Origin of the sequence: Crateriforma conspicua (assembly GCF_007752935.1) — a bacterium.
GTDB classification, from domain to species: domain Bacteria; phylum Planctomycetota; class Planctomycetia; order Pirellulales; family Pirellulaceae; genus Crateriforma; species Crateriforma conspicua.
The window spans coordinates 3,139,699-3,164,892 of record NZ_CP036319.1; the positions used below are offsets into that span (position 1 = coordinate 3,139,699).

The following is a 25,194-nucleotide window of genomic DNA, read 5'->3' on the forward strand; positions in this document are numbered from 1 at the left end:
ACGGTGATGTTGATGCCCGCGTATGCTTTGCTCGGTCTGCTTTTTCTGCATCCGGTCCACGCGACCGAGGCGGAGGTGGAGTTCAATGCGAAATCCGGTCGTTTGGAAGTCGCGTTGCGCTTGGACGTGCTGGACGCGGAACTGATCGATAAGGTCGCGTCGCGAATTTCCGTCCCCGACGCCAAACCCGATCCGACGGCGGAACGCGACACAGATGACGAAGCCGTCTCGTTGCAAACACGACGTCGGCTTGTTTATCTGGCACGGAATTTCGGTGTCGGTGCCAAGCCGCCCCGTGATGCGGCCGGACGATACCACTGGGTCGGCGAAGAACCCGACGGGGCCTATGTGTGGTGGTATTTCGAAATCGACGTCGCCGGTGTTGCTTCGCGGCCGGATGACGAAGGCGGACAACCATCGGCCGCCCCGAATCGGCTGCGGTGCACGTTACTTCGGGACCACGATTCACGGTACGTCCACCGGGTACGTCTGCTAGGCACGTCGCCGCCGGTGACGCTACAGTTCGATGCCAGAAACACGGTGCGAACGGCTTCTTGGTGAATCGATCCTGTGGGCTGTTCGCAATGGCGGGCGGCTGATTCCGACCTTGGTCGTAGGTCCCGATCGTCTTGGCGTCACCATCGCACAGGTTTCCCACCACTTCACTGGTTCCCCACCCATCCACCGGCCCGGCGCAGCATGAGTCACCTAAACGCGGAAGTCATCTCCATCGGCGACGAAATGACCAGCGGAGCTCGGCTGGACACCAACGCCCAATGGATCAGTCGGCGGTTGGGCGAATTGGGTGTGTCGGTCGAATTTCACACCACGGTCGGCGACAATTTGCAGGACAACATCGACGTCTTTGCCGCGGCCGTTCAGCGAGCCGATACGATCGTTTGCACCGGAGGCCTGGGGCCGACGCAAGACGATTTGACACGCCAGGCGATGGCGGACTTGGTCGGCCAGCCGCTGGAGCTGCGGGAATCGTCGCTTCAGCACATCGAATCGATGTTCGCCAGGCGTGGACGCGAGATGCCGCAACGGAATCGGTTGCAAGCGATGTTCCCTCCGTCGGCCGATGAGATTGTCAATCCTCAAGGCACCGCACCGGGCGTCGATCTGGCGGTGGACCGCGAAGGCCGGATTCCGTCGCGGATTTTTGCTTTGCCAGGCGTGCCGGCGGAAATGAAGACGATGTTCGACCAGACGGTGGCCCCACGGATCGCGGCGATGGCCGGCGGCGACACCGTCATCCGGCATCACGTCATGCGGTTCTTCGGGACCGGCGAAAGCGACATGGAACAGCAGTTGGGGGACATGATCGCCCGCGATCGCCAACCCCGCGTCGGCATCACCGTTTCAGCGGCGACGATTTCGCTGCGGATCACAGCGACCGGCAGTTCGCAAGAACAGTGTGACGAAGCGATCCGGGAAACCGAAGCGGAAATTATGCGTCGTGTCGGCCACTATTACTTTGGCAGCGGCGAAAACTTTGAACAACATCACGCGGTCGACCAGATGTTGCGCTCGGCAGGGCAATCGTTGCTGGTGATTGAATTCGGTTTCGCCGCGCCGCTGGGTGATTGGTTTGCGGCGCTCGGCGAAACACCGGCCTATCGTGGCGGTTTATCGCTGGCGGTGACCGACGACGTGATCAAGTTGGCCGAAGGCGACGACTGGGTGGCTTCGGCGCGGACGCTGGCCGATCGTTTCGGTGCGACGCATGTTTTAGCGGTGGATCGATACCCATCGTTGGAACTGCATGACGACCGGCCTTTGCCTGCGGCCGATGTGCGGATCATCGTGCTGAGCGGTGAAGACGGATATCAGGAAAAGACGGTGACCTTGGGCGGGCACCCTTCGATTGTTCAGCCGCGGTTCGCAAAAGCCGCGCTGGCGTTTTTGCGGTCCACGCTTTCGGCGACATCATGACGCGGCGCGGGTATAGTGCGGCTGACGGCATCACCGATTTGCGTGTGACGGTTTTGGGGCGTGCCGGGTGAACTGTTCGCTTTCGATCCATTTGCGGGGAACCAGACTGACGATGACTTTTCCTGATTCATTGCGTGCGCCGGATTCGTTGCGTTCACCGGCCATCACCGCGTCACCGATCCTGGCGGTATCGCTGATGGTGTGTTGTTGGGGGGTTTCATCGGCGGCGGCCCAAGAAGTCCGTCAAGCGGACGAATCGGCAATCACGCAGCCCGGTCAGGTCGGCACGCCGAGCCAAGCGGACGCCGCACCGACCGAACGCGAAACGAAATTGGCGGCCTATTTGAACCAGTCGCAATTCGTGGGGCGGTTCACCGTCGACGGAAAGCCTGATGCGTCACCCAAGCCGGAAGCCTACACGATCAGCCGCTGTGAAAAGCTGCCCGCCAAGGACATGTACCGTCTGACGGCGAAGATCACGTACGGCGACACCGACACCGAAGTCCCGCTGGATCTGAAGATCGTCTGGGCCGAAAACACGCCGGTCATCACGATCGATTCAATGTGGATCCCCGGCATGGGAACGTTTTCGTCGCGAGTGATGATTCACAAGGATCATTATGCGGGGACATGGACCCACGACGACAAGGGCGGCCACTTATTCGGAACGATCCGCCAATTGGGCGACCAATGATGGGGTGGTCCCCCTGATTTTCGGTGCCGGCGGACCGATTGGTATGACACGTGCATCCCTTGCGTGGCATCATCGACCACACCTGTCATTTTGGTGCACTATGTTTTTCAAACTGCTGGCCGCGTTCATCTTGGTTCCATTGATGGAACTGTACTTGCTGCTCCAATTGGCAGAAGTGACCAGTGTGGGGCTGACGTTCTTGATCGTGTTGGTCACCGGGATCTTGGGTTCGTTTCTGGCCCGCCGCGAAGGCGTCAACGCGTGGCGGCGTTTTCGTTTGGCGATGGCCGAAGGCCGGATGCCGGGGACGGAAATTCAGGACGGCATGATGATCGCATTTGCCGCCGCGTTGTTGCTGACACCCGGATTGTTGACCGATGCCTTGGGATTCACGTTGTTGATTCCCGCCGGCCGGACGATGGTGCGTCACTTCATCGCGCGGCGTTACCGTGGCAGCGTTCAGTTCCAAGTGTTTCAAAGTGGCGGCGGGCCTTCGGGATCGGGCCCCTTCGGCCAGACTCCGCATCGCCAACCGCGGCGTCGCGATGACTATGACACGATCGACGCGACATCGGTCGAACGCCGAGCTTAACAGCGACAAGAAACGCCCGGGACATCGGTCGGCGCATCGGCTATTGGTCGGCGCATCAAAAAACGCTCGGTCTTTCCCCCCCAGAAAAGACCGAGCGTTCAACGCTTCCTTTCTCTCAACGCCGTTAGCCGGCTTGACGGTTTCGATTGTTGCAAATTGGTTGGCGACGAGGCCGTTTTACCACCGGCTCCGCGAAGCCGCGTCGCTACCGCTGCAACGTGAAACGCATCAAGTGCTGCTGGCAAGGAAGCGTCGTTTGGACAGACCCTCCGGCGGTCGTTCCAGTTCGCCGAAGTTGAATCCCGGGACGATCGTGTCCGGATCCAGGGCGATGTCGGCAAAGACTTCGTCGGTGATTGTCGGGTTCAGGTTGTTGTCCGCGTCTTCGTCACCGTCCAGGAAGTCGGCCGGTTGTTCGGTTTCTTCCAACCGGTAGGTGCCCTGGGCCAGGCTGGCAAAGACGTATTCGCCGTTGGCATCGGTGGTCGCCGTGCGGCTGACCGAATTGCCCAGCGAATCGGTGCCCGTTAAAGCGATCGTGACGCCTTCGATCCCCGCTTCGCCCGTGTCGAACTGGCCGTTTTCGTTGGCGTCGACGTAAACGCGTCCGGACAATTCGCTGGTCACCGGGTCGACGGTCGTGACCGCTAGAGCACTGTTGTTGTTGGTGACCGTTTCGTTGGTCGTCGTCGAAACGGCGACTTGGTTTTGCAAATCGCCACTGGCACCGCTGTCGATCGTTGCGCGAACCGTAAAGGAGAAGCTGGCACCCGATGCCAGGTCGCCGCCGTTGACGGTGATTTGGTTGCCGCTGGGCGTTAGGGATTCGCCGTTGGGCCCACTACCGCTGACGAAGGTCACGCCGGTGGGCAGGGTGTCGACCGCGGTGACGGCTTCGGCGATCGACGGGCCGCCATTGGTCACGGTGACGGTCCACACCAATTCGCTGCCGACTTGTGCGTCGGCCAGATTGACCGTCTTGGTGACACTGACGTCGACGATCGGTGTGACGGTGACGTTGGCATCGTCATCATTATTGTTGGTGTCGGATTCACCGGCGTCGGTGACGAAGCTGGCGTTGTTCGTCAGCGTTCCGTCGGCGTCATTGTCGACGCTGGCGGTGACGGTGAAGGTGCGGGTTTGACCGGGATCCAAGTCAAAGCTGCTGAAGACAACGCTGGTCGTCCCGTCGCCGTTAACCGTTGTAGTCGGTGTCACCGATGATCCGGCCGCGGTGGCCGAAACGAACGTCAGGCCGTCGGGCAACAAGTCCGTCAGCACCACGCCGGTTGCACGACTGGGGCTGGTCTCGGCACCCGCGGTGTCATGCAGCACGTCGATTTGGAACGTGACTTGGTTGCCGGGGTTCAAACTGGCCGTCCCCGAAACGGTCTTGTCGACGGTCAAGTCGAAGTCGGGCGTCAGCGTCGTGGTGACCGTGTTGCTGGTCACCGGATTGATATCGTCGGCGTCGACCACCGCATTGTTGACGATGTCGCCCGTGGCGGCCGCCGGGATTTCCGCACTGATCGTGAATGATCGTGTTTCGCCCGCGGGAATCGTGCCGAACGAGACGGTCGGCGTGCTGTCCGGGTTGGTGACTGTGAACGCACCGGCGTCGACGGTGACCGTGGTGATTTGCCCGTTGACGTTCAGTTCGTCGTTGATGTCGTCGGACACGACCACGTTGAAAGCATCCGAGGTGCCGTTGTTGGTGACTTCGATCGTCCAAACCAACGCGGGGTTGCCGGCGGTGATTTCACCGGGAACCAAAGTCGTTTCGTTGACCGCTTTGGTGATCGCCAAGTCGACGTCGCGGCTGATCGTGACGCTTTCGGTGTCCGTGTTGTTGGCCGCAACGGTGTCGGTGCTGGTGGTGGACACGACGGCGGTGTTGTCCAGCGTTCCGGTGGCCGCCGCGTCCAAGGTGACGTCAAAGCTGAACGTGACCGCGTTGGCCGCACCGGGTGACAGACTGCCGATGTCAAAGTTCAACAGCGTCGGGTCGGTTCCGTCTTGCGTGAACGTGATGCCGCTGCCGTTGTCGTTGAAGCTGGCCGCGACATAGGACAGCAGATCGTCCAGATCGTCGTCGACTTCCACGTTTTCAGCGATGCTGGGGCCGTTGTTCTGAACCGTGATCGTGTAAGTGAATGCGGATCCGCCGGCGACGGGCGTTTGCGTGCTGATCTGCTTGTCGATTTGCACATCGACTTCGCGGGTCACCGTGGTTTGTTCATCGTCGTCGTTATCGTTGCCCGCGGGAATGGTGTTGGGCGTGGCGGTGACGGTCGCGGTATTGTTGATCGTGGTGCTGGCATCGATCGCCACGTCGACGGTGATCGTCACGGTGGCCGATTCGCCGGGGCCTAAGTTGCCGATCGTTCCGCGGACCAGAGCGGCGTTGTTGCCGTCGGGGTCGGACTGGACCAAGTTGGGGTTGGTGCTGCCGCCGGGCAGGGTAACCAGACCACTGCTGAACGTCAGACCGGTCGGCAACACGTCTTCAACTTGAACACCGTTGGCCGTGTCGGTCGTGCTGGTGTTGGTGACTGTGATTTCGTAGCTGAACTGACCGCCGGCGACGACCGGGTCGGTCAAGTCGACTTTGGTGATCGTCAACGGCGTGCTACGCAGATCCAGCGTCGCGGTGGAACTGTTGTTGTTGGGATCGATGTCCACTTGGTCGGCCGTATCCACGGTCGCCGTGTTGACGATATCGTCGGTTTGGTTGGCATCGATGTCGGCGATGATTTGGAAGGTAAAGTTTCCGCCGCTGGTGATGTCGCCCAAGTCGATCGTGATGGTCGAACCGTTGACCGTCGCGGTCGCGGAACCTTCGTTCGCCAAGCTGTTGAAGGTCAACCCGGCCGGGATGATGTCTTCCACTTCGACGTTGGTCGCCGTCAGCGGGCCATTGTTGGTCACCGCGATGTCGAACACCGCCTGGTCGTCTTCGTCGTCGCCGCTAAGTGCCGCGTTGACGGTCTTGCTGATCGTCAGGTCCACCACCGGGATGACGCCAAAGTCCAACGTCAAGTTTCGGTTGCTGTTCAAACCGTCCGCGTCGCTGTCGTCCGCTTCGGTGGTCGGTTCGCTGTTGCTTTCCAGCGTGATCGTGCCGCTGACGATGCCGAACCCGGCAACCAACGAACCGTTGTCATCGTCGTCGGTGTTGTCATCGGGATCGGGTGCCGGATCGTTGCCCGTGCTGGTTTGGTGCCCGAACAGCGGCTCGGTCGCACCGAATTCGGCGTTCGGGATCACGACAACGTAGTGACCGGGATCCAGGTCGGTGAACAGGTAATCGCCGCCGGGGCCGGTTTGCACCGAATCGATCGGCGTGTCGGTGGCGGTGTTGATCGTTCCGCCGGCCGTGGCCACTTCGTACAATTCGACGACGACGTTTTCCACGCCCGCTTCGGTGCCTTGTTGGATACCGTCGTTTTGTTCGCCGGCGTTGGGCCCGTTGTCGATGAAGACCGTTCCGCCCAGTTGAACCAGTTGAGTGTTCGAAAGGTTCGCGGTGACCGGATCGGGACCACGGGATTCGACGACTGAGAAAAAGATGTCGTTATCCGCCAGGGTGACTTCCGCTTGGGCGCGGACGGCCACGATGCTGTTGAAGTCAGCCGGTCCGGCGATTCCCGCATCACCGCTTTGGGCAAAGCTGGCAAAGTCAACGAACACCGATTGCAACGTCGCGTTGACGGGAATCGTGATCGTGGCTTCGGAAGCTTCGGTGGCCGACGAATAGACGATCAGCCGCAGTGTTTCGTCTTGGTTTTCTGCGCGAGCCAAGACTTCCAAACCGGTGTTGGTCGGTGCTGCTTCGCCCGCCGTTGCACCGGCCAGTGACTGCGCCGCGAAACCCGGTGGCAGGTTCAATCCGAATGCGCCGTCGGCACCGTCGTATTCGACGGTTCCGATCGCCGTCGCACCACCGCCGGTCGACAGGCTTAGCAGTTCCGTCCCCGTGTCGACTTGCAGGTTGGTGTTCCCCGCACCATTGGTGTGGACCAACTGCATGTCCCGCTGTCCACCCAGTGCCGATCCGGCAGCGACCGATCCGGTCTGCGTCGCCCCGCCGGTGGCCGTCACCAGTTGGTCTCCGGTGGTGAATTCGTCGATCGTGACAATGGTTGCACCGTCGGCGTTGTCTGCGGTGACGGTGACCAGAGTCGGATCCGGTGGTGTCAGGGTGCCGCTGGTCGCCTGGACGACAAAGTAATCGCCGGCCGGCAAGTCATTGAATTCATATTGGCCGGGATTGGGATCGGCCCCTGCGTCGGTGAACACGGTCCCCTGCAATGTGTCCACGCCGCTGTCGAAGACGCCGTTTCCGTTGTCCAGATACAGTTGGACTTGGACGTTTTCCAAACGAGGGTCGTCCCCGGTCAATCCGTCGCCGGTCTGGTCGGTGAAGGCCACGCCGACGATTTGTCCGATGTTGGCGGCCAGTACTTCACGCCGATCCAAACGCTCCAGCAGCATGCGTCGACGAGCAATTCGGCGGCGTCCGGTCGATTGGTCGCGGCGGTCCGAAGCGGTCAAACGATGGAACAATCGATGCAAGACCATGGGGATGATTCCGTATCAAAAACTGTGTCGCCTGGGTTCACGGCCGATCGGTGGCAGACCGGCCGCGGTAAAGACGCACGTTCAGCCGAAACGGCAACTGTCGTGCGCGGGTGTTGATGGGTATCGGGTCGGGCAATTCAGGCGATTGATTTGGGTCAGGCGATTGGTGCCTGTCAGGCAAAACCCGCCCGCCCAATCGCCACGGTCGGAATAACCGGCCGTTTCGATCCGAAAGGGTGGATCACCAGCGATATTCGCCGCCCACGCTGATGCCTTGTGCCCAGTAGTCGGTCGTGTCGAAAGCGAACGACGGTCGCAGAACGCCGGTGAACGGATCCGATTCGGGCGGCAACAATGCGGGGTTCAGGTCGGTATCGATGTGTTCACCGGGTCGCACCACGTTGGACCAGTAGATGAACGTGTAGCCGACGGTCAGTCGCAGGTTGTCCGTCAATTGGTATCCCAACTTGGCATGCAGTTCCGGGACGACCGCAAATTCGTCTTGCGTGTAGCTGCCGATGTTCGACCGCTGTGCCAGCAAACCGCCTTGGAACGTCTGCGGTGTCGACGGCGTTCCGGTCGGATCGGTGATCACACTGCTGCCGGCGATCGTGACGGTTTGACGATTGGTTCCCAGTGCCAAACGTACACCGGTGTCCAGCGTCCAGTAGCCTCGGACCAATCGCTGGGTCCAACCCAGGTCGAATCCGTTGAACTGGTTACGGGTGGTGAATGAATCGGAGATGACAAACTGTTCACCGGCGGTCCCGGTCAGACGTTCTTGGATCGCAACGCTTTCGTCCAACTGCAGGCCGCGATAGCCGAACAGGCCCTCGGTGCGACGACAGAAGTGCTGGGGGCATCCACATAGGAAGCCGCCGGTGCAGCCTTCATCGGCACAACGCAGTCGTTTGAAGTGAACGCCCCAGCCTTGGAATTCGCTGGTGGCGTCAACGGTGACTCGGCCGCTGACCACGCCGGGAAAGGCAACCAGTTCGCTGTCTTCCAGCCCGGTCGATGTGTTAAAGAACGGGCGTGCCAGGACGGGGCTGCCGTCGCTGCTGTTTTCGTATCGCGTGCTGATTTCGCCGACGTTGAACATGTCCGCGCCGATGCCCCACGTGTGGCAGTTGTCCAGCCAGATTCCGAACCCGATTCGTACGCCTTCGATTTCGCCGTCCAGGATTTCATCATCGCCGAACAAAGTCGTGTATCCGGGCGAACCGATCACGCCGGCTTGGGGACGTGTGACCGTGGTCGTGTTGCTGCTGACCAGCGGCGGCAATGACATGCCGTCTTGGTACCAGCCCAGGTATTCGGCGCTGAACCAGCCGTCTTGAGGCAAGCACAGGGTCAAACAAGGACGCCAGGTATTGTTGCCGATCAGTTCGCCGCAACCCGCCGGTCCGCAACTGTTGCAGCCCATCGAATCACAGGCGAAGCCGTCACATCCGGCGTCGCCGCAACCACAGCCGCCGGAAAACATCGCGGGGTCGCCCATGACGATTTCATGGTGGCCTTCGTGGACCACGATCTGGCCGTCCATCGGGACCGAGCCGGCGTCGACGATCGGTGCCGGCATGATTTCTTCTTGAGCCGAAGCTTGACGGACCACCGAGACGCGGGCGGCGTTCGAGGCGGGCGTTGCCGAGCGCGTCGACAGGTCAGGTGCAGCGGCGCCGCGAACAGGACGCCAGGAGGCTCGAGCCGCCGTTTCGCTGTTCTGGCCGGGGCCCGCCGCCGCAGCGGTTGTGCCGTGAAACGTAAACCAGGCTTGGCACAATACCAAAGCCATCGTGAAACCGAGGTTGCCGCGAGAGAGAGTCACTGGCTTTCCCCATTAATTGAATTGGATCGGAAGGGGGGGCGTGACGCGATCAACAGCCGGTTCCCCGGCCGCCGATTCGTCGTTCACCAGCGATATCGACCAGAATGTGCAGCTTCATCGATCGAAATTCGGAAAAATCCGAAAAATCGTCAAACGCCGCCTAACCCGCAAAGTTTGACACCGGGCTAGCCCCGAACCGCCGTCGGATTTTCCTTCACCCTCACTCCGGGAGGGCGCGGTCGCTGGAAGAACCCTCCCCGGGATCTCGTTCCTCGATCCCGACCCTCCCGCGGGGCGGGAGGGTGAAGCCGAGGTAGGATTTCCTTCACCCTCCCTCCGGGAGGGTCGAGCCTAAGCGAGGGGAGGGTGCGCTGGCAGAAGAACCCTCCCCGGAATCTCGTTCCTCGATCCCGACCCTCCCGCGGGGCGAGAGGGTGAAGCCGAGGTAGTGTTTCCTTCACCCTCCCCCCGGGAGGGTCGAGCCTAAGCGAGGGGAGGGCGCGCTGGTAGAAGAACTCTCTCCGGAACCTCGTTGTTCAATCCCGACCTTCCCGCGGGGCGAGTGTAGGCGGGCGCCCGAAAGACGTTACGATCCCAAGGCCACCGACGGCTATTCCCCGCCCAGCCCGAAATCCTTGATCTTCTTGTGAAGCGTGTTGCGGTTGATCCCCAGCCGAGCCGCCGCCTTCGTTTGCACGCCGTCACATTGCTGCAAGACCTGAGCGATCAACGCTCGTTCGACCTGTTCGACGACTTGTGCGTGGACGTTCTGTGATTCCGAACCCGATTCGTTCAACCCACGTTCGACGTACTGGTCGGTCAATGATTGCCAGTCCACGGTTTCCGGCGTCTCGCCCGACATCGATTGGAACGCCGCAGGCTGGCTGACACAGAACGGCAACAGGTCGACGGTCAATTCATCCGTTTCCGCCATCACCACGGCACGTTCGATGTAGTTTTGCAGCTCGCGGACGTTCCCCGGCCAGTGGTAATCCTGCATCGCTTCGATCACGCCGTCGCCGATGTGCGCGACATAACGGTCGTTGATCTCGTTGTAATAGTCCAAGAAATACGACACCAACGCGGGGATGTCGTCGCGACGTTCCCGCAGCGGCGGGATCACAATCGGTACCACGTTCAGACGCCAATAAAGGTCTTCGCGAAACCGATCCTCGCGGACCTCTTTCATCAGGTCACGGTTGCTGGCGGCGACGACACGGACGTCGGTGTGCAGGGTGCTGGTGGAACCCACACGTTCGAATTCCTTTTCTTGCAGCACCCGCAACAGCTTCACCTGCAGCGTTCCAGTGGTGCTGTTGATTTCGTCCAAGAAGATCGTTCCGCCGCCGGCCGCTTCGAAACGTCCCGCGCGATTGGCCACCGCGCCGGTGAAAGCGCCGCGGACGTGGCCGAACAATTCGCTTTCCAGCAAACTTTCGCTCAGCGCGCCACAGTTGACCTTCACAAAGGGGCCGCCACTGCGATGGCTCAGCACGTGAATGGCGTTGGCGATCAGTTCCTTACCGACGCCGGTTTCGCCCAGGATCAGCACCGACGCGTTGCTGCCCGCCACCCGACGGGTGATCCGATAGACCTGCAGCATTCCGGCGGATCGACCGATGATTCCCGGCAAAAGCGGTTCATCGGGTCCGGTCGTCGAGCTGCCGATCAGCGACATGAATGGCGGGTGCGTTCAAACAGGACAACAACGATCACGCTTTACCGACATGACCATACCGCGAAAGCCGCGATTGCGAAATGACTGATTCTGCGCCGATGATGATTGCACGCCCGTGTTGATCCCTAAAGTGATTCGGTGGCCCAGCGACGGTACAGTTCGCGATCAATGGCCTCCAGCGAAACGACCGGTTGCCGCGTTTCGATCTCTTGCAAAACGGGAATCAGCCCTGATGTGCTGTAGGGACGAGCAATGACTCGGGTGATCGCCGGCCAGCGTGGGTATTCCAGCTGGTCCAAATCAAACGGGGTGGTCGTGTCGTCGACGAAAAACAGGATCGGCAAACGGCAGCCCAGCGACGTTCGCCGGACTCGATCGGCCAGCTCGGTCTTCTGAGCATCCCACAACTGGGTCTTGCTTAGGATGAAACGGATGTCGCCACCGGCAACGATCTCACGCAGTGCACCCGCCACCGTTCCCACGGTGCGAACTTGAAATCCCAGCTGGGTCAGTACGGTTTCCAATTCGGCTCGGACATTGGGCCGTGTTTCGATCAGGATCGCGACCGGCCCCGGTGAAAGTTTCTGCATCGCAGCGATGGTCCGGTCGACTTGGCTGCGACCGGCGAACGCGACCCCCGGATCGATTTTTCGAATCGTCATCGCCGCGTCGTAACGGATCCGCGGCAATGAACTGGACGCCAATCGGACCAGCGTGGTGGGCGTCGCCGTGTGGCTGTCCAGCAGTTCGGAGGGAACGTCGATGACGCCCGATCCGATGATGGCCAAGCCGGCGGAGATGGCTTTGAAGTCACCGCTGTCCCAAGCCTTGTCCAAAAAGTCGTTCATGCCGACCGCCGTCGAAAGCGCGGGATAGGCCGCCAGCATCGCTTCGATTTGGTCGTCGTCACCGAAATCCGGATCCACCAGAACGCGATAGCCGGCATCGGCGATCGCGGCGTCTCGCATCAATGACGCGGGCACATCCGCCATGCGGCGCAAGATCGATGCAAGGTCGGTCGCGCGACGTCGTTCGGCAGCCAATGCATCGGTTTGCACCGGAGCCGCCACGCCTGTGTCGGGATCCAACGTCCACGCCGTCGTGATGTCTTGGCCGGGGATGATTCGACTGATTCGGTCCGACTGCATGTGGATCGCTTTGCCGATGGCGGCGATCGTCGCATTTTTGGTCGGCAGCCCTTTTCCATGACGTGCCAACAGGCTTGCCGCCGTCTCGCGTGTTTCCTGTGCGGTGCTTTGACCGTGCAGCGCCGATGCGGCCAGCAAGTCCGACCAAGGGCTTCGCAGTCCGGCCAATGCGGTCAGCGCGACTTGTTGGGCCGACGCGTCACCATAAATGGCGTGCTGGATCAGCGATCGCGCGCCACCGTTGCCCAGTCGTCGCAGAAGCGCGATCAAGTCGCGATTGGATGCCAATTCGGGCTGTTCCAACATGCGACCGATGATTTGTTGAATCGATGCGTTGCCACCACGCAACAGCACGCGGTTGCCGCCCAAGCGTGGGTCAATGGAATCGCTCAGCACGTCGTCGATGGCGGCGGACAATCGTTCGTCCGACCGATGCTGATCGGCCAACGCGGTTTGGGCTTTTTGCAAAACGTCTCGCGACGCATCGGACAACTCCTCTCGACCGCCGGCTCGCAAAATCAGTGCCGGCCCCATTTCGACGGCGATTTGACGCAGCGTCGCATCATCGGGCTCGTCCAAGTTTGACAACAATTGCTCGACGGCCGCCCACTGGCCGATTGTCGCCATCGACTTCACCGCCGTTGGAATCGTCGATGGCTTTCGTGATGCCAGGTCCAGCGTCTGTCGCACCAGCGGCGTATCGGCGATCGGTGGTGGGGCATCCGAATCTTCATCCGTGCCGCTTTGGCCGCCGTCGGTGGTGTCCGGTTGATCGTCATCGAAACCCGGATTTCCGAAGTCATCGCCACCGAAATCCATGTCGCCAAACCCGCCGTCCCCGAAATCGTCGCCGAAACCGGCGTCATCCGTTCCCGGGGCGTCAAAGGGGGATTGGGCTGTCAGAACGCCGCCCAGGGTCATCACACAGCAGACGGCGATGGCAAAACACACATGCGCCGGGAATTTCGGGCACGGCTTGGGGAAAAGCAATTGCATGGACGTTCGATTCGGATCGGCGTGGTCACGAAGGCCTTGGCGGACAAGCACGGCAAACACAGCATAGTCGCTGGCCGGGGATTTCCATCGCCGCAAACGGTCGGCCCTGGGCGAAGGGAACCTCCAGGCGAACGCAGTGGCGATCGAATCAGTCGCGCAGACTTTCACGGTCGGATGAATTAAGCGCCGGGTCGGCCTTCAGTTCCTTCAAACGCTCTCGTACGTCCCAGCCGATGGATCCGGGAACCGGATTGGGAAACGCTTTGACCTGTTTCTCCAAGTTTTCGACTTCCCGTTTCCAAGACTCATGGACCTCGTACGTCCCAGGTTGATTTCTTCGTCGCCGCTCGCGCAATCGATACGACCGGCGCCACATCAAATCTTCGTCGATTCGAGCGGCCTCGCGGCGCAGGGCTTCCACCTTCTCGGATCGTGACAGCCGGTCAAACTCCGGATCACCCGGGGCATACGAAACATCCCGTGCGTCCACATCGTTGGATTGATGATCCACGATCCGCGACGAAAGGCTGACGATCCACATCAAACTGCCGAGCGTCACGACAGCGGACACCACAAAGCCGAGCAGCTTTTTGTGCGTCAGCCCTGCCTTGCGTTGGCGGTCAGCGGATGGGGATCGATGGGGCGTCATCAAACGGAAAGTTCTCTACATCCGGAATCACCTGCCGCGCTGGAATCGGCGGCGAAGTGCACGGGGATCATGGTTCTGGTCGGTCAAACACCGTTCGCAATAAGCGAGCGTGCTGACAAGTGGTTGCATCGGAGCTGAAATGACAAACTCCACCGGTCGAGACAATCGACCCGATGGAGTCTAGCTTTCAAAATGTCGTCATGAAGACGACGTTGACAGAAAAACGTCAAATCAGATTGACGTCCGGCATCGTTCCGGATGCCGTGGATGAAGACGCGTCTTATTCGGTCAACAGCGTCGGCAAATTGTTCGCGATCTCTTGAAAAACCGCGATCAACTGTTCGCCGCTCTCGGCGTGATAGTGTTTACCGTTACAGGCCGCAGCCACGTCGTGCATGTCGGACTGGTTGGCATCCGATCCAAACGTCACCGTGTGAATGGTCATGTTGTAGGTCGACGCAAATTCACGAGCCACGTCCAACGGGTCTTCGCCCGTGTTGTGGTTCCCGTCGGTCATCACCACCATCGTTTTTGATGCGAACGGACGTGCGTTGGCATGTTGAAAGTGCTTGATGCCTTCACGCATGCCGCGGCCGATCCCTGTTCCACCACCGGTATTCAGGTTGTCAACGGCATTCATCGCGACGTCAAAGTCCGGGTCCAGCCATGAATCACGCGATCCGGTGCTGGCGTAACTGGCGATCGCCGCTTGTTCACTTTGTGGGGTGTCGTCCAAAACGTCAAAGAACGCTTCGACGGCATCGACAAGGCTGTTCCACTTCACCGCCGGCGGTACGTCGTAATCGAAGTAGTTGTCCCAGGCCCAGCGTTCGAACGACGCCTGGTCTTCGCCGCGGCTGTAGTAGTACCCACCTCGGCTGCGATACAGGATTCCCGCGTCGGCCGCTTCGGCATAGACGTCATAGTTCCACGGCGAATCGCCATCGGGCCATGTCAGCCATTCCATCGATCCGCTGCGGTCCAGCACCAAACTGATGTCCCGGTCCACCTGCATGGCGACCGAACGTTGGGTGGGTTCAAAGTAGTCTCGCGAAAAGAACTTGGGGAACACCAGCGGAATCACGCCACCCAGCGAACTGGAATCGCGACGTCCATTGACGCGAACCGCACTGGCGATCACCTGGTTGGCGGCCACGTCGGATGTCGAAACTTTGGTGAAGTAGTAACGGCTACCCAGGCCACCAGGCTGCGACGTGCTGCCGAATTCGATCTCATTGGCGGCATCTTCACGACGCAGCTGTAACGGCATCCCATCGACACTGTTCAGCAAGGCGGTGGCAACGGCGGCATCTTTGGCGGCGTCGACCGTCTGTTCTTCGCTAAACGCACGACCCCCGGCACGAGCCGCCGCGTCGGTCGCGACGATCAGCTCGGTCCGCGTCAATTGCATGTGTGCCAGGTTCACACAGAAAGCCGCCATCAACGCCAGCAACGGCAGGATGAAGGCCATCAGGGCCATCACGCTTCCACGTCGTCGGCCACGTGGCATCCGTTGAACTCTCCGGTGCAACGCATTGACGGTTGTACCGGGTTGTTTCTCGTTCGGAGCGGTATTGCGGAGCGTCTCGTTCATGTCGGCGGTCTCGATGGTGGGCTGGTCGTCGAACGAAAATGGCAAGGGGGATCAATCAAGTGGGCTTGGCTGTGTCGGCGTTTCGGCCGATCAATCCGGCTGGTAGAAACCGGCATAACGTTCGGTTCGCATCCGAGCGGTCGATTCGATCGTCGCACTGGGCATGAACATGGACGTAAAGAACGCGACTTCGTCCAAGTCCACGCTGACGGTCACGCTGACTTCTTCGCTGTTTTCGCCCAGTTCCGCCACGCTCACGGTGTAACCTTCGCCGACCATCGACGACATCAACCGTTCGGCTTCGACTTCCGCATCGGCGGCCGTCGCGCCCGGCACGATGGCTTGGCGTGCGGCAAAGTAGGCGGCGTCTTGGGTCAGGTTGCGGACCATGTTCATGCGGGCGAATTCACAACACGTGAAGATGACCAGGAACAGGACGTTGGCCACGACGGCGAATTCCACCATCGCGGCGCCGCGACGATCGGCGGGACGAGGCGTGCGGATTCGACGCGGGCGATTGATTTTTGGTTGCCGCATGTTGATCAATCCTGGTTGGCGTATTCTTTGCGCATCGTGACGCTGGACGAAACGGTCCAGCCGTCATAGATCGATCCCGGCAGCAACAGATTGCCGCTGACCGGCACGGTGACGGTCAGCGTGACGTTTTCCAGAGTGTCCGCACCGTCGAACCCAGGGGCCGCGATCGACACCGCGTTGCCGCCGGTTTCCACGTCGCGTTGACTCAGGAATTCGTTGACTCGTGCGATCGCATCGCCGTTGGTGGCCTCGGATCCCACACCGGCTCGGGCACCTTCATAGGCGGCCAAGGTGACGGTTTCGCGAAGGAAAAACAGCGAACACAAATCCATCGTGCCCAGTGTCAAAGTCAACAGCACGGGCAACACGATGGCGGCTTCCACCGTGGCAGTCCCCCGGCGATGCTGACGCGATCGACGCGGCACGGTTCTGGCAATCGTTCCGGACATGACGGTTCTTCGGGACAAGTGGACGAGCAAAAAAAGGGCGGGATCAGCGGCCCACAATGACGCGGGACTGATCCTCTTTGGGAAACCTAGCTCGCGTTTCCCTGGCGTGACGGGCCGATCGTTAAAATTTTTGTCGCACGGTTTGACGGTCACCGGTTTGTGTGCCGCCACCGCGTCATGCCTCCCCATCGCAGGCGACTTTTTCTATCATCCGTGGCTCGATGACGGCTTTGTGGCCCCCGGTGGGTCGCCGTCGAATCCGTCTGTGCGTCCATCCCCACCGCCTCCGTTCCGCAAAACACCCAACACAGCGACATGCTTGTTTCCTGGAAATGGCTTTCCCGCTACGTCAATCTGGACATGCCACAGAAGGAACTGGAGGATCGATTCAGCTTTTCCGGATTGAATCACGAGTCCAGCGAAACGGTGGGTGACGACGTCGTGATCGACTTGGAAGTCACCAGCAATCGCGGCGACTGTCTGGGGCATCTGGGCGTGGCCCGCGAAGTCGGCGTGCTGTTCGATCAACAGGTTTGCGTGCCCAAGGTCGAGTTGACCGAAGGCGATACGGCGGTGAAATCGCTGTTGAGCGTGGAGAATCGTTTTCCCGACGCTTGCCCACGCTACACCGCCCGCGTCATCCAGGGTGTCAAGATCGGCCCCAGCCCGACAGAGATCGCGGACGTCTTGGAAAGCGTCGGCATCGGCCTGGTCAACAACGTCGTCGACATCACAAATTTCGTGATGATGGAATGCGGCCAACCCCTGCATGCGTTTGACTATGACAAGATCGCCGGCCAGAAGATCGTCGTCCGTCCCGCCGACAAAGACGAAACCATCGAAGCGATCGATCACCGCCAGTACGCATTGGACCCGTCGATGTGCGTCATCGCCGATGGCGAAAAAGCATCGGCGGTCGCCGGGGTGATGGGCGGGGCCGATTCGGAGATCAATGAAGCGTCGACGAACTTGGTGATCGAAGCCGCCGACTTTACGCCGCTGTCCGTTCGCCGTGCCGCGCGGGCGTTGAAGCTGCACAGTCCGTCGTCGTACCGGTTCGAACGACGCGTCGACCCGGCCGGGATCGATTGGGCCAGCCGCCGGGCATGCCAGCTGATCACACAACACGCCGGCGGCACGGTTTGCAACGGCGTTCTAGACACTGCACCGGAGATCCCGGCACGTCCGCCGATCGTTCTGCGTTTGTCACAAGTCGAACGTATTTTGGGAATCCGAATCGCCCAAACGGAGATCCAGCGGATCTTGACCGCCCTGGGCTGTACAGAAGACAAGTCGACGACCAGCGAAAGTCACGCGTTCGTTCCGCCGACGTGGCGTCATGACCTGACGCGTGAAGCCGACTTGATCGAAGAAGTCGCACGGATCCATGGCTATGACAAGATCCCCGAAAACGCATCCATTCCGGTCGCCCCCAGTCGGGCTCGCTCGTTCGACACGGCCGTTTCGAAAGTTCGCCGTGTGTTGACGTCGGCGGGGATTTCCGAAGCGATGACGCCCAGCGTGGTGACCCGAAAGCTGGACGAATCGATCAGCCCCTGGACCGATCGGCCCGCGATGCAAACGCAAACGGCAATGCTGGAAGGTTCGCGTCGGTTGCGGCGTTCGCTGATCCCCAGCCTGCTGTCCAGTCGTGCGGGAAATTGGTCGGCCTCCAGCCTACACGCGGACTTGTTTGAGATCGCACACATCTATCTGCCATCGGCGGACGACGACGGGCTGCCCGAAGAAACGTACGCGTTGGGTCTGGTTCGCGGTGGCGATTTCTTCCAGCTCAAGGGGATCGTGGAAACACTGTGCGGTCGTCTGGGCGTGCAAGGACGCTTGACCGTTGACGTCTTGGATTGCCAGGGCATTCAATCCGGTACCGCGTCGAAGTTGATGATTCAAGCGGATGGTCAGTCGCACGAGATCGGGTACATGGGGACGGTGGACGCGGCCACGCTGAAGTCGTGGAAGCTGCCCGATCCGGTCCAGGTTGCGGAACTGTCGCTGCCGGTCGTCTTTGAATTGGCCAACTTGGTGCCACAGCAACAGTCGATCAGCCCGTTCCCGTCGATCCAGCGTGATTTGAATTTCGTTCTGGCCGAATCCGTCCGTTGGGGTGATCTGGAAACCGTGGTGCGATCGGCCGTTGATGAAAACTTGGCCGGCGTGCGTTATGTCGAAACGTATCGCGATGCCGACAAGGACGGGCCTGATACGAAACGCGTGTTGTTGTCGGTCGAATTGCAAAGTGACACCGAAACGCTAAGCGGCCAGCAAGCCGACACGATGATCCAATCGATCGTCGACGCCTGCGATCAAAAGCTCAGTGCCAAGTTGCTTCAGTAATCCGAATCGGCTGAGGCATCGCCGCTTTTCGATTCGCGACAGCGTTTCGCTTTGCGGCAGTAGGGGCGCGCGCCCGCACCCCGTCCCGCCTCACATGGCCTACGCTTCGAACTCCCGACGCAACTGTTTCATTCCCCGGTGCAACAGGCCGGCGATCGAGCCATTGGACTTCCCCATCCGCTGCGCCACCTCGGCCAATTTCAAGCCATCCAAATAGTGCAGACGCACGGCATCACGCTGGTCGTCCGGCAGCTTTTCGATCGCCGTCGCCAGCCGAATCACACTCTCGCCGACCGCCATGTGTTGGCTGGGCGTGGCCATATCGCCGGCCAGTAACTGTTCCAGACGCATCGACGATTGATGGACGGCTTGCTGCATCGACTGTTCCCTGGACACATCGCGTTTGTCACGATGCATGTCGCGATCCAGGTGACACAAATGATTCGCCAAGATTTGTCGCAGCCAGCCCCGCAATTCGGCCTCGGTCTTGCCGCGAAAACCGTCAAACCCCTGCACCGCCTGCAACATTACTTGCTGAACCATGTCGCTGGCACCGACTTTGGCCTGGTACGCACGACGCGATTGAGTCCGGGCCAGCATTCGCAGATACGGCTCATAACGGGCGATCACCGAAGGGTCGGTCAGGTCGATGTCCGGTTCGGTTTCGTCGTTCATGATATCCTGGCCGTGAAAACGCAGCCGTTGTCTTCGCCGGAGGGCAACGCCGCGACAAACCGCCGACAAGACCTTGCGTCTGGGAGACATACCGCCAAATGAGTCACCGTATTGTAGTGCGAACCTCGCGCGATTGGTTCCGTCGCCCGCATCCGATCTCGTTCACGCTGGCGGTTCTGATGCTGTTATCCGTGAACGTCTCGGCCGTCTGGTCGCAAACCGTCACGGCGACCGTTCCGGTCGGCATGCCCTTTGGTGTGGAAGTCGACGGTGATGACGTTTGGGTCACCAGCATCACCGATGAAAGCGTTGGATTGATTTCCCCCGACGATCGCTATCGGCCGCTGATCGGTGGCGCCGAAGCCGGTGTGTTTCAGTGGCCGCACGAAGTCCGCGTCGGTGACGCCAAACAGTTGTACATCGCCGACACTCGGAATCATCGAATCATCCGCGTCGATACCGACGGCGGCAGTGCCGGACAAAACGATCCGGCGGACCATCACTACCAAGTCATCGCGGGAACGGGCAAAGCCGGCTTCGCCGATGGCCCCGGCGGATCCGCCTTGTTCAACCAGCCACACAGCGTCGTGGTGCTGGACGACAAGACGTTGCTGATCGCCGACACCAAAAATCACCGCATTCGCAAGCTGGATCTAAAGTCCGGTGTGGTATCGCCATACTGCGGCGACGGTTCACCCGAACTTCCCAAGGACGGCCAAGCTCGCCAACAGGCTTCGCTGTTCGGTCCCCGTTCGCTTGCCGTTGATGACAACTCGGTTTGGATCGCATTGCGTGAAGGCAACAGTATCTGGCGTTTGGATCGCGCGACCGATACGCTGCACCATATCGCCGGCACCGGCCGAAAAGGCTATGACGGTGACGGCGGATCTGCCAAAGCCGCGACGATGAACGGCCCCAAAGGTCTGGACATCGATGCCGAAGGCGGCGTGCTAGTCGTCGACACCGAAAACCACTGCGTGCGTCGCATCGACGTCGCCGCGGACCGTATCGAAACCGTGCTGGGCGGCAATCAGGCTGCGGCGACGACCGAATTGAAGCGACCCCACGGGATCGCCGCGACGGGGCAGGGCCGATCGTTCTGGCTGGCTGATTCGGAGAACGACCGGATGCTGCTGTTCGAAGATCAGTGACAAGCCAGTCGGTGACAGACCTTTCGGCATTTCCGTTTCCCCATCTGCCCATCGGCAACCCCGTCGTCCGTTGAACCAAGCCACCGATCCCGCTTCGCTGATTCATCCGCCCACCGATTCGGCGATCCGTCGTGCCGCGGCCGAGTTGACCGCCGGAAATCTGGTGGGCGTTCCCACCGAGACGGTCTATGGCTTGGCCGCCGATGCGACTCGCGATGACGCGGTGTCAAAGATCTATCAAGCCAAAGGGCGCCCCAGCACCAACCCTTTGATCGTGCATACCGCTGACGCGACCGCCGCGCGACGGTACACGTCATTGTTTGTGGGTGACCGACGCAACGCAGACGTGGACTCGGCCCTGATCGACCAATGGGACATCGCGTCAGCGCTGTGGCCCGGACCGCTGACGGTCGTGGTCCCACGATCGACATCGATTCCCGACATCGTCACCGCCGGCCGAGACACCGTTGCGATTCGTGTGCCCGATCATCACGTGATGCGGAAGCTGTTGAAACAGTGTCCGTTTCCTTTGGCCGCGCCCAGTGCCAACGTGTCCAACTACGTCAGCCCGACGACCGCCCGGCACGTCGCCGATGGATTGGGGCAATCTGTGGCGATGGTCTTGGACGGAGGCCGTTGTGACTGGGGTGTCGAATCGACCATCATTCAATTGAACGCCGACGGACCCAGGTTATTGCGTCCCGGTGGCATCACGGCGGAGCAGCTTCGCAGCGTTTTTGGCCAGATCCATGTTCCGGACCAAGATGGCAATCACACCCAGGCTCAGGTCGCGCCCGGTCAGTTGCCCACGCACTATTCGCCCGACAAAACGTTGGTTTTTTTGGACCGTTATGAAACCCTGCTTCGCGATCCATCTTTTCAAGCACCGCAAAGAACCGGCCGCATCGCATTCGGCAAATTGAATGATGCCCAGCGGTCGCGGTTTGACCAAGTTTGGGTCGTCGACGAAACGGGCGACCTGCGAAGAATCGCGTCAAGCTTGTTTGCCGTCTTACGCGAAGCCGACCAGAGTGACTGTGACCTGTTGGTGATCGATCGCTGTGAAGAATCCGGTATCGGCCGCGCGATCATGGACCGACTGCGTCGTGCGACGCGGTCGGTTGATCAAACCCATTAGGTCCTATGCGGCGTCCGCGTCATCGGCGTTGACGATGCGGCTGACCATTCCGGCCAACGCGGCACCGGCAAGCGGCGCGACCCAGAACAACCACAGTTGGCCGATCGCGGATCCGCCCACAAAGACGGCCGGTCCTGTGCTGCGTGCCGGGTTCACGCTGCAGTTGGTCAACGGGATGTCGACCAGGTGAATCAGTGTCAGCGTCAATCCGATGGCGATGCCCGCGGCGGCCGGTGAAGCGTGCTTGGAGGTCGCCCCCAAGATCACGATCAAAAAGATGAACGTGCAAACGATTTCGGCAACCAAAGCGGCCAGCATGCTGTACCCGCTGGGCGAAAATTCGCCGTATCCGTTTGCCGCCAATCGGCCTTCGGTGATGACATAGCCATCGGGCCCCTGTTGCAACAGAAAATACAGCAAGCCGGACGCGGCGATCGCCCCGACGACTTGGGCGATCACATAGCCGGGCAATTCGGCAGGCTTGAATCGACCCGCGGCCGTCAAGCCAACCGTCACCGCGGGGTTCAAGTGACAACCCGAAACACCACCAAAGGCGTACGCACATCCCAAGACCGTCAGACCGAACGCGAAGCTGACGCCCAAGTATCCGAATCCCATGTTGGTGGCCAATGCGGCGGATTCTTCGTTGGGAATGTTGGCCGCGAAGACCGCTGCACCGCAGCCGCCGAAAACCAGAATGAACGTGCCGATCATCTCGGCCAATAACTTGCGATGCATAAGCGACATCCTTCGCCAAAAATCAAAGTGTGGGGTGTGGGGGACACACTCTTTCGCGGAGTCGATCATCGCGGACCGCACCGGAATCGTCGTACCACGCCGGTTTCAGACCTGGTTTCAATGGTCACCCCACGACTTACCGGTCGTCGGGATTGAAAGGATCGATCGGGGCAGGTTTCGCTTGAGGGATGCGCGTGGCCGAAGTTTTCCGGGTTTTTTACCGACTGCGTTTGGTTTGTCGGCAAGAACCTATTGTCTAACCATTGCGCTTTCAGGCGGCTGAAAGCTTCCAAGGCAGTACGGAAAACGAAACGAACCATGCCCAGCGAACGCCCCACCACCGACCGGAAAGCTCTGCAAGTCAATCTGGATTCCCGACGCTATGGATCGTTCGCCGAAATTGGTGCCGGCCAAGAAGTCGTTCGGTGGTTCTTTCGCGTCGGTGCTGCCGCTGGCACGATCGCCAAAAGCATGTCCGCCTATGACATGTCCGTCAGCGACGCGATCTATGGCAAATGCGACCGCTACGTTTGTCGCCAGCGGTTGGAAGACATGCTGGATCGCGAACACAAATTGAACTTGGAACGGTTGCGTGAAAGCCGTGGCGATTCGACCGCCTTCTTTGCGTTCGCCGACACTGTTTCGGCCCGCAACTATCACGGCACCAACGAATGCCACGGATGGATGGGGATTCGTTTCCAGGCACACCCGCGGGACGAAGACAGCCAGATCATCATTCACGTCCGAATGCTGGACAAGAACATGGAAGCACAGCAAGAAGCGCTCGGTATCGTCGGCGTGAACTTGTTGTACGGTGCGTTCTTCATGCACCACGAACCCGAACAATTGCTCGAATCGTTGTTGGACAATCTGTCGACGCAGCGGATCGAGATCGACATGATTGAGTTTTCCGGCATCGCATTCCGTCACGTTGACAACCGGGTGATGAGCCTGCGATTGGTGCAGCTGGGACTCAGTAACGCCGCAATGTTCTCCGCATCGGGCGACGTCCTACAGCCGTCGGAAGTCCTGTACAAGCGACCGATTCTGGTCGAACGCGGCAGCTTTCGCCCGGTCACCCATGTCAACTTGGACATGCTGTCGGCCGCACGGGAAAGCTTCAAAAAGGAAGCCGACGTGGAAGAGGACCGCATCGTCCAATTGGCCGAAATCACCATGCGGAATTTGCAAGCCAACGGCGACATCGATCTGCGTGACTTCCTGGCCCGCGCCGACACCTTGGCCGCATGCGGCATGACGGTGTTGATCTCCGACTACTTCGAATTTTATCGCTTGGCCGCCTACCTTTCGCGGTACACGAAAGAGCGGATCGGGATCACGCTGGGTGCCGGCAGCCTGGCCGAACTGTTCAACGAAAAGTATTACACCGGTCTGGAAGGCGGCATCTTGGAATCGTTCGGACGCATGTTCAAGAACGATTTGAAGCTGTACATCTACCCGCTGTTGGATCGCGAAACGGGCACACTGACGACGGTCGACAACCTTTCGGTCTCGCCCGACTTGGACAAGCTTTATCACTATTTGGTCGACACCGGGTGCATCGAACAGCTGGACGCATACAACCCGGAACACCTTTCGACGTTCTCACGCGAAGTGTTGAAGATGATCGACGCGGGCGACCCGGCTTGGGAAGACCATGTACCGGCGGAAGTGGCCAGCGTGATCAAACGACGCGGATTCTTCGGCCACAAAGCCGGCGTGACGGAATCTCGCCTGGCTGCGATGTTGCCGCCGACCCCCAGCATCGGCATGCCGGCGAACATCTGACTCTCTCCGCATCAGCACTCGGGCCCGCATCAGCACTCGGGCCCGCATCAGCACTCGGGCCCGCATCAGCACTCGGGCCCGCATCAGCACTCGGGCCCGCATCAGCACTCGGGCCCGCATCAGCACTTGAGCACAGCGTGAAACTGGATCGCTGTGGCGGCGAGAGGGCGTTTTGGCGTATGGACAACCGGTCCGTCCTGAATTGGCGGCAAAGAATCCGGCTTTCCCTGCCGCCAACTCGACTTTCAGGCTGCGGTTCCGATGCGCCCCAAACTGATCACCCTCTCATCCGGCTTGTCGCCTCGCCCGTGGCCGCACACGAATATCGGGCGCCGATCGCGGCGGATTCCGGCGTCCGGCCACGCGTGGGCGTTGGCAATCATCGTCGCGTTGCTTCCCAGCTTGTCGACGGCCCAACAGATCATCGTCCACGGTCCGGTCGCACCGCCGCTGCACGGCCAAGTCATTTCATCGACACCCGTCGGCCGGCCGGTCATCGTATCGGAACGCGTCATTTCCGAACGTCCGATGCGATCTTCGTCATCGGCGGCGGTGACTCGCGGCACCCAACCGACGTCCGGTTCGACCATCGTGACGCGGCCGATCCGCAACACGACGTCACCGGAGACCAACGGAAAATCCACCTTTGCCAACACGCGATCCAACACGAC

19 protein-coding genes are annotated in these 25,194 nt (G+C 60.3%); 8 read left to right on the plus strand and 11 right to left on the minus strand.

From position 1 onward, the window contains the following. Window positions 1-6 precede the first annotated feature (6 nt). The 4 genes from Mal65_RS11885 (at window position 7) to Mal65_RS11900 (ending at window position 3,221) form a co-directional block, all read left to right on the plus strand. Window positions 7-561, plus strand: a complete 555-nt coding sequence (locus Mal65_RS11885; RefSeq protein ID WP_231131351.1) for a DUF6702 family protein — start codon at window positions 7-9, stop codon at window positions 559-561. Window positions 562-699: 138 nt separating this feature from the next. Further along, the gene (locus Mal65_RS11890; RefSeq protein ID WP_145297656.1) at window positions 700-1,935 is read left to right on the plus strand and encodes a competence/damage-inducible protein A; all 1,236 of its coding nucleotides are present in this window, start codon (window positions 700-702) and stop codon (window positions 1,933-1,935) included. Window positions 1,936-2,047: 112 nt separating this feature from the next. After that, window positions 2,048-2,629 (plus strand): hypothetical protein, encoded by a 582-nt coding sequence (locus tag Mal65_RS11895; protein WP_145297659.1) that lies wholly within the window; start codon window positions 2,048-2,050, stop codon window positions 2,627-2,629. A gap of 100 nt (window positions 2,630-2,729) precedes the next feature. Then, window positions 2,730-3,221 carry an FxsA family protein gene (locus Mal65_RS11900; protein ID WP_145297662.1) on the plus strand — a complete coding sequence of 164 codons (492 nt, stop codon included), beginning with the start codon at window positions 2,730-2,732 and terminating at the stop codon, window positions 3,219-3,221. A gap of 228 nt (window positions 3,222-3,449) precedes the next feature. Here Mal65_RS11900 and Mal65_RS11905 read toward each other — a convergent pair whose 3' ends face one another. The 8 genes from Mal65_RS11905 to Mal65_RS11940 all read right to left on the minus strand — a co-directional run bounded on the left by Mal65_RS11905 (window position 3,450) and on the right by Mal65_RS11940 (window position 16,681). Beyond that, window positions 3,450-7,802, minus strand: coding sequence for a beta strand repeat-containing protein (locus Mal65_RS11905; protein ID WP_145297665.1), 4,353 nt, complete (start codon window positions 7,800-7,802; stop codon window positions 3,450-3,452). 241 nt (window positions 7,803-8,043) lie between these two features. Continuing rightward, window positions 8,044-9,597: a BBP7 family outer membrane beta-barrel protein gene (locus Mal65_RS11910; protein ID WP_145297668.1), complete on the minus strand. Its 1,554-nt coding sequence runs from the start codon at window positions 9,595-9,597 to the stop codon at window positions 8,044-8,046. Between the two features lie 643 nt (window positions 9,598-10,240). Further along, window positions 10,241-11,233, minus strand: a complete 993-nt coding sequence (locus Mal65_RS11915; protein ID WP_390621838.1) for a sigma-54 interaction domain-containing protein — start codon at window positions 11,231-11,233, stop codon at window positions 10,241-10,243. Window positions 11,234-11,433: 200 nt separating this feature from the next. Further along, entirely contained in the window at window positions 11,434-13,452 is a 2,019-nt protein-coding gene (locus Mal65_RS11920; protein ID WP_145297674.1) for a response regulator, read from the minus strand. A 148-nt stretch (window positions 13,453-13,600) separates the two neighbouring features. Then, window positions 13,601-14,101 (minus strand): hypothetical protein, encoded by a 501-nt coding sequence (locus Mal65_RS11925; RefSeq protein WP_145297677.1) that lies wholly within the window; start codon window positions 14,099-14,101, stop codon window positions 13,601-13,603. Window positions 14,102-14,381: 280 nt separating this feature from the next. Continuing rightward, window positions 14,382-15,695 carry a vWA domain-containing protein gene (locus tag Mal65_RS11930; RefSeq protein WP_196784779.1) on the minus strand — a complete coding sequence of 438 codons (1,314 nt, stop codon included), beginning with the start codon at window positions 15,693-15,695 and terminating at the stop codon, window positions 14,382-14,384. Window positions 15,696-15,785: 90 nt separating this feature from the next. After that, complete coding sequence (locus Mal65_RS11935) at window positions 15,786-16,232, minus strand: TadE/TadG family type IV pilus assembly protein (protein WP_145297680.1); 447 nt, start codon at window positions 16,230-16,232, stop codon at window positions 15,786-15,788. Window positions 16,233-16,237: 5 nt separating this feature from the next. After that, window positions 16,238-16,681, minus strand: coding sequence for a TadE/TadG family type IV pilus assembly protein (locus Mal65_RS11940; RefSeq protein ID WP_165701218.1), 444 nt, complete (start codon window positions 16,679-16,681; stop codon window positions 16,238-16,240). A 315-nt stretch (window positions 16,682-16,996) separates the two neighbouring features. On the opposite strand from Mal65_RS11940, the gene pheT reads away from it, so the two are divergent. Then, window positions 16,997-19,033 (plus strand): phenylalanine--tRNA ligase subunit beta, encoded by a 2,037-nt coding sequence (gene pheT / locus Mal65_RS11945; RefSeq protein ID WP_145297687.1) that lies wholly within the window; start codon window positions 16,997-16,999, stop codon window positions 19,031-19,033. A gap of 99 nt (window positions 19,034-19,132) precedes the next feature. Here the strand turns inward: pheT and Mal65_RS11950 are convergent, their stop codons facing one another. Continuing rightward, window positions 19,133-19,708: a sigma-70 family RNA polymerase sigma factor gene (locus tag Mal65_RS11950; RefSeq protein ID WP_145297690.1), complete on the minus strand. Its 576-nt coding sequence runs from the start codon at window positions 19,706-19,708 to the stop codon at window positions 19,133-19,135. Between the two features lie 179 nt (window positions 19,709-19,887). On the opposite strand from Mal65_RS11950, the gene Mal65_RS11955 reads away from it, so the two are divergent. Continuing rightward, window positions 19,888-20,859, plus strand: coding sequence for an NHL repeat-containing protein (locus Mal65_RS11955; protein WP_165701219.1), 972 nt, complete (start codon window positions 19,888-19,890; stop codon window positions 20,857-20,859). 70 nt (window positions 20,860-20,929) lie between these two features. Further along, entirely contained in the window at window positions 20,930-21,997 is a 1,068-nt protein-coding gene (locus Mal65_RS11960; protein ID WP_196784780.1) for an L-threonylcarbamoyladenylate synthase, read from the plus strand. A 3-nt stretch (window positions 21,998-22,000) separates the two neighbouring features. On the opposite strand, the gene aqpZ is transcribed toward Mal65_RS11960, so the two are convergent. Then, window positions 22,001-22,735 carry an aquaporin Z gene (aqpZ, locus tag Mal65_RS11965; RefSeq protein ID WP_145297696.1) on the minus strand — a complete coding sequence of 245 codons (735 nt, stop codon included), beginning with the start codon at window positions 22,733-22,735 and terminating at the stop codon, window positions 22,001-22,003. Window positions 22,736-23,053: 318 nt separating this feature from the next. On the opposite strand from aqpZ, the gene Mal65_RS11970 reads away from it, so the two are divergent. Beyond that, complete coding sequence (locus Mal65_RS11970) at window positions 23,054-24,523, plus strand: TonB-dependent receptor (protein WP_145297699.1); 1,470 nt, start codon at window positions 23,054-23,056, stop codon at window positions 24,521-24,523. A gap of 245 nt (window positions 24,524-24,768) precedes the next feature. On the opposite strand, the gene Mal65_RS26995 is transcribed toward Mal65_RS11970, so the two are convergent. Continuing rightward, window positions 24,769-25,191 carry a hypothetical protein gene (locus Mal65_RS26995; protein WP_196784781.1) on the minus strand — a complete coding sequence of 141 codons (423 nt, stop codon included), beginning with the start codon at window positions 25,189-25,191 and terminating at the stop codon, window positions 24,769-24,771. Between the last annotated feature and the right edge of the window lie 3 nt (window positions 25,192-25,194).

Excerpts from the sequence above, each read along its gene's own strand:
- Mal65_RS11935 (WP_145297680.1), bottom strand. The coding sequence starts at position 16,232 with ATGCGGCAACCAAAAATCAATCGCCCGCGTCGAATCCGCACGCCTCGT.
- Mal65_RS11920 (WP_145297674.1), bottom strand. The coding sequence starts at position 13,452 with ATGCAATTGCTTTTCCCCAAGCCGTGCCCGAAATTCCCGGCGCATGTG.
- Mal65_RS11895 (WP_145297659.1), top strand. The coding sequence starts at position 2,048 with ATGACTTTTCCTGATTCATTGCGTGCGCCGGATTCGTTGCGTTCACCG.
- Mal65_RS11930 (WP_196784779.1), bottom strand. The coding sequence starts at position 15,695 with ATGAACGAGACGCTCCGCAATACCGCTCCGAACGAGAAACAACCCGGT.
- Mal65_RS11925 (WP_145297677.1), bottom strand. The coding sequence starts at position 14,101 with ATGACGCCCCATCGATCCCCATCCGCTGACCGCCAACGCAAGGCAGGG.
- aqpZ (WP_145297696.1), bottom strand. The coding sequence starts at position 22,735 with ATGCATCGCAAGTTATTGGCCGAGATGATCGGCACGTTCATTCTGGTT.
- Mal65_RS11890 (WP_145297656.1), top strand. The coding sequence starts at position 700 with ATGAGTCACCTAAACGCGGAAGTCATCTCCATCGGCGACGAAATGACC.
- Mal65_RS11940 (WP_165701218.1), bottom strand. The coding sequence starts at position 16,681 with ATGTCCGGAACGATTGCCAGAACCGTGCCGCGTCGATCGCGTCAGCAT.
- Mal65_RS11900 (WP_145297662.1), top strand. The coding sequence starts at position 2,730 with ATGTTTTTCAAACTGCTGGCCGCGTTCATCTTGGTTCCATTGATGGAA.
- Mal65_RS11905 (WP_145297665.1), bottom strand. The coding sequence starts at position 7,802 with ATGGTCTTGCATCGATTGTTCCATCGTTTGACCGCTTCGGACCGCCGC.
- Mal65_RS11955 (WP_165701219.1), top strand. The coding sequence starts at position 19,888 with ATGCTGTTATCCGTGAACGTCTCGGCCGTCTGGTCGCAAACCGTCACG.
- Mal65_RS11885 (WP_231131351.1), top strand. The coding sequence starts at position 7 with ATGTTGATGCCCGCGTATGCTTTGCTCGGTCTGCTTTTTCTGCATCCG.
- Mal65_RS11910 (WP_145297668.1), bottom strand. The coding sequence starts at position 9,597 with ATGGCTTTGGTATTGTGCCAAGCCTGGTTTACGTTTCACGGCACAACC.
- Mal65_RS11915 (WP_390621838.1), bottom strand. The coding sequence starts at position 11,233 with ATGCTGCAGGTCTATCGGATCACCCGTCGGGTGGCGGGCAGCAACGCG.
- Mal65_RS11970 (WP_145297699.1), top strand. The coding sequence starts at position 23,054 with ATGCCCAGCGAACGCCCCACCACCGACCGGAAAGCTCTGCAAGTCAAT.
- Mal65_RS11950 (WP_145297690.1), bottom strand. The coding sequence starts at position 19,708 with ATGAACGACGAAACCGAACCGGACATCGACCTGACCGACCCTTCGGTG.
- pheT (WP_145297687.1), top strand. The coding sequence starts at position 16,997 with ATGCTTGTTTCCTGGAAATGGCTTTCCCGCTACGTCAATCTGGACATG.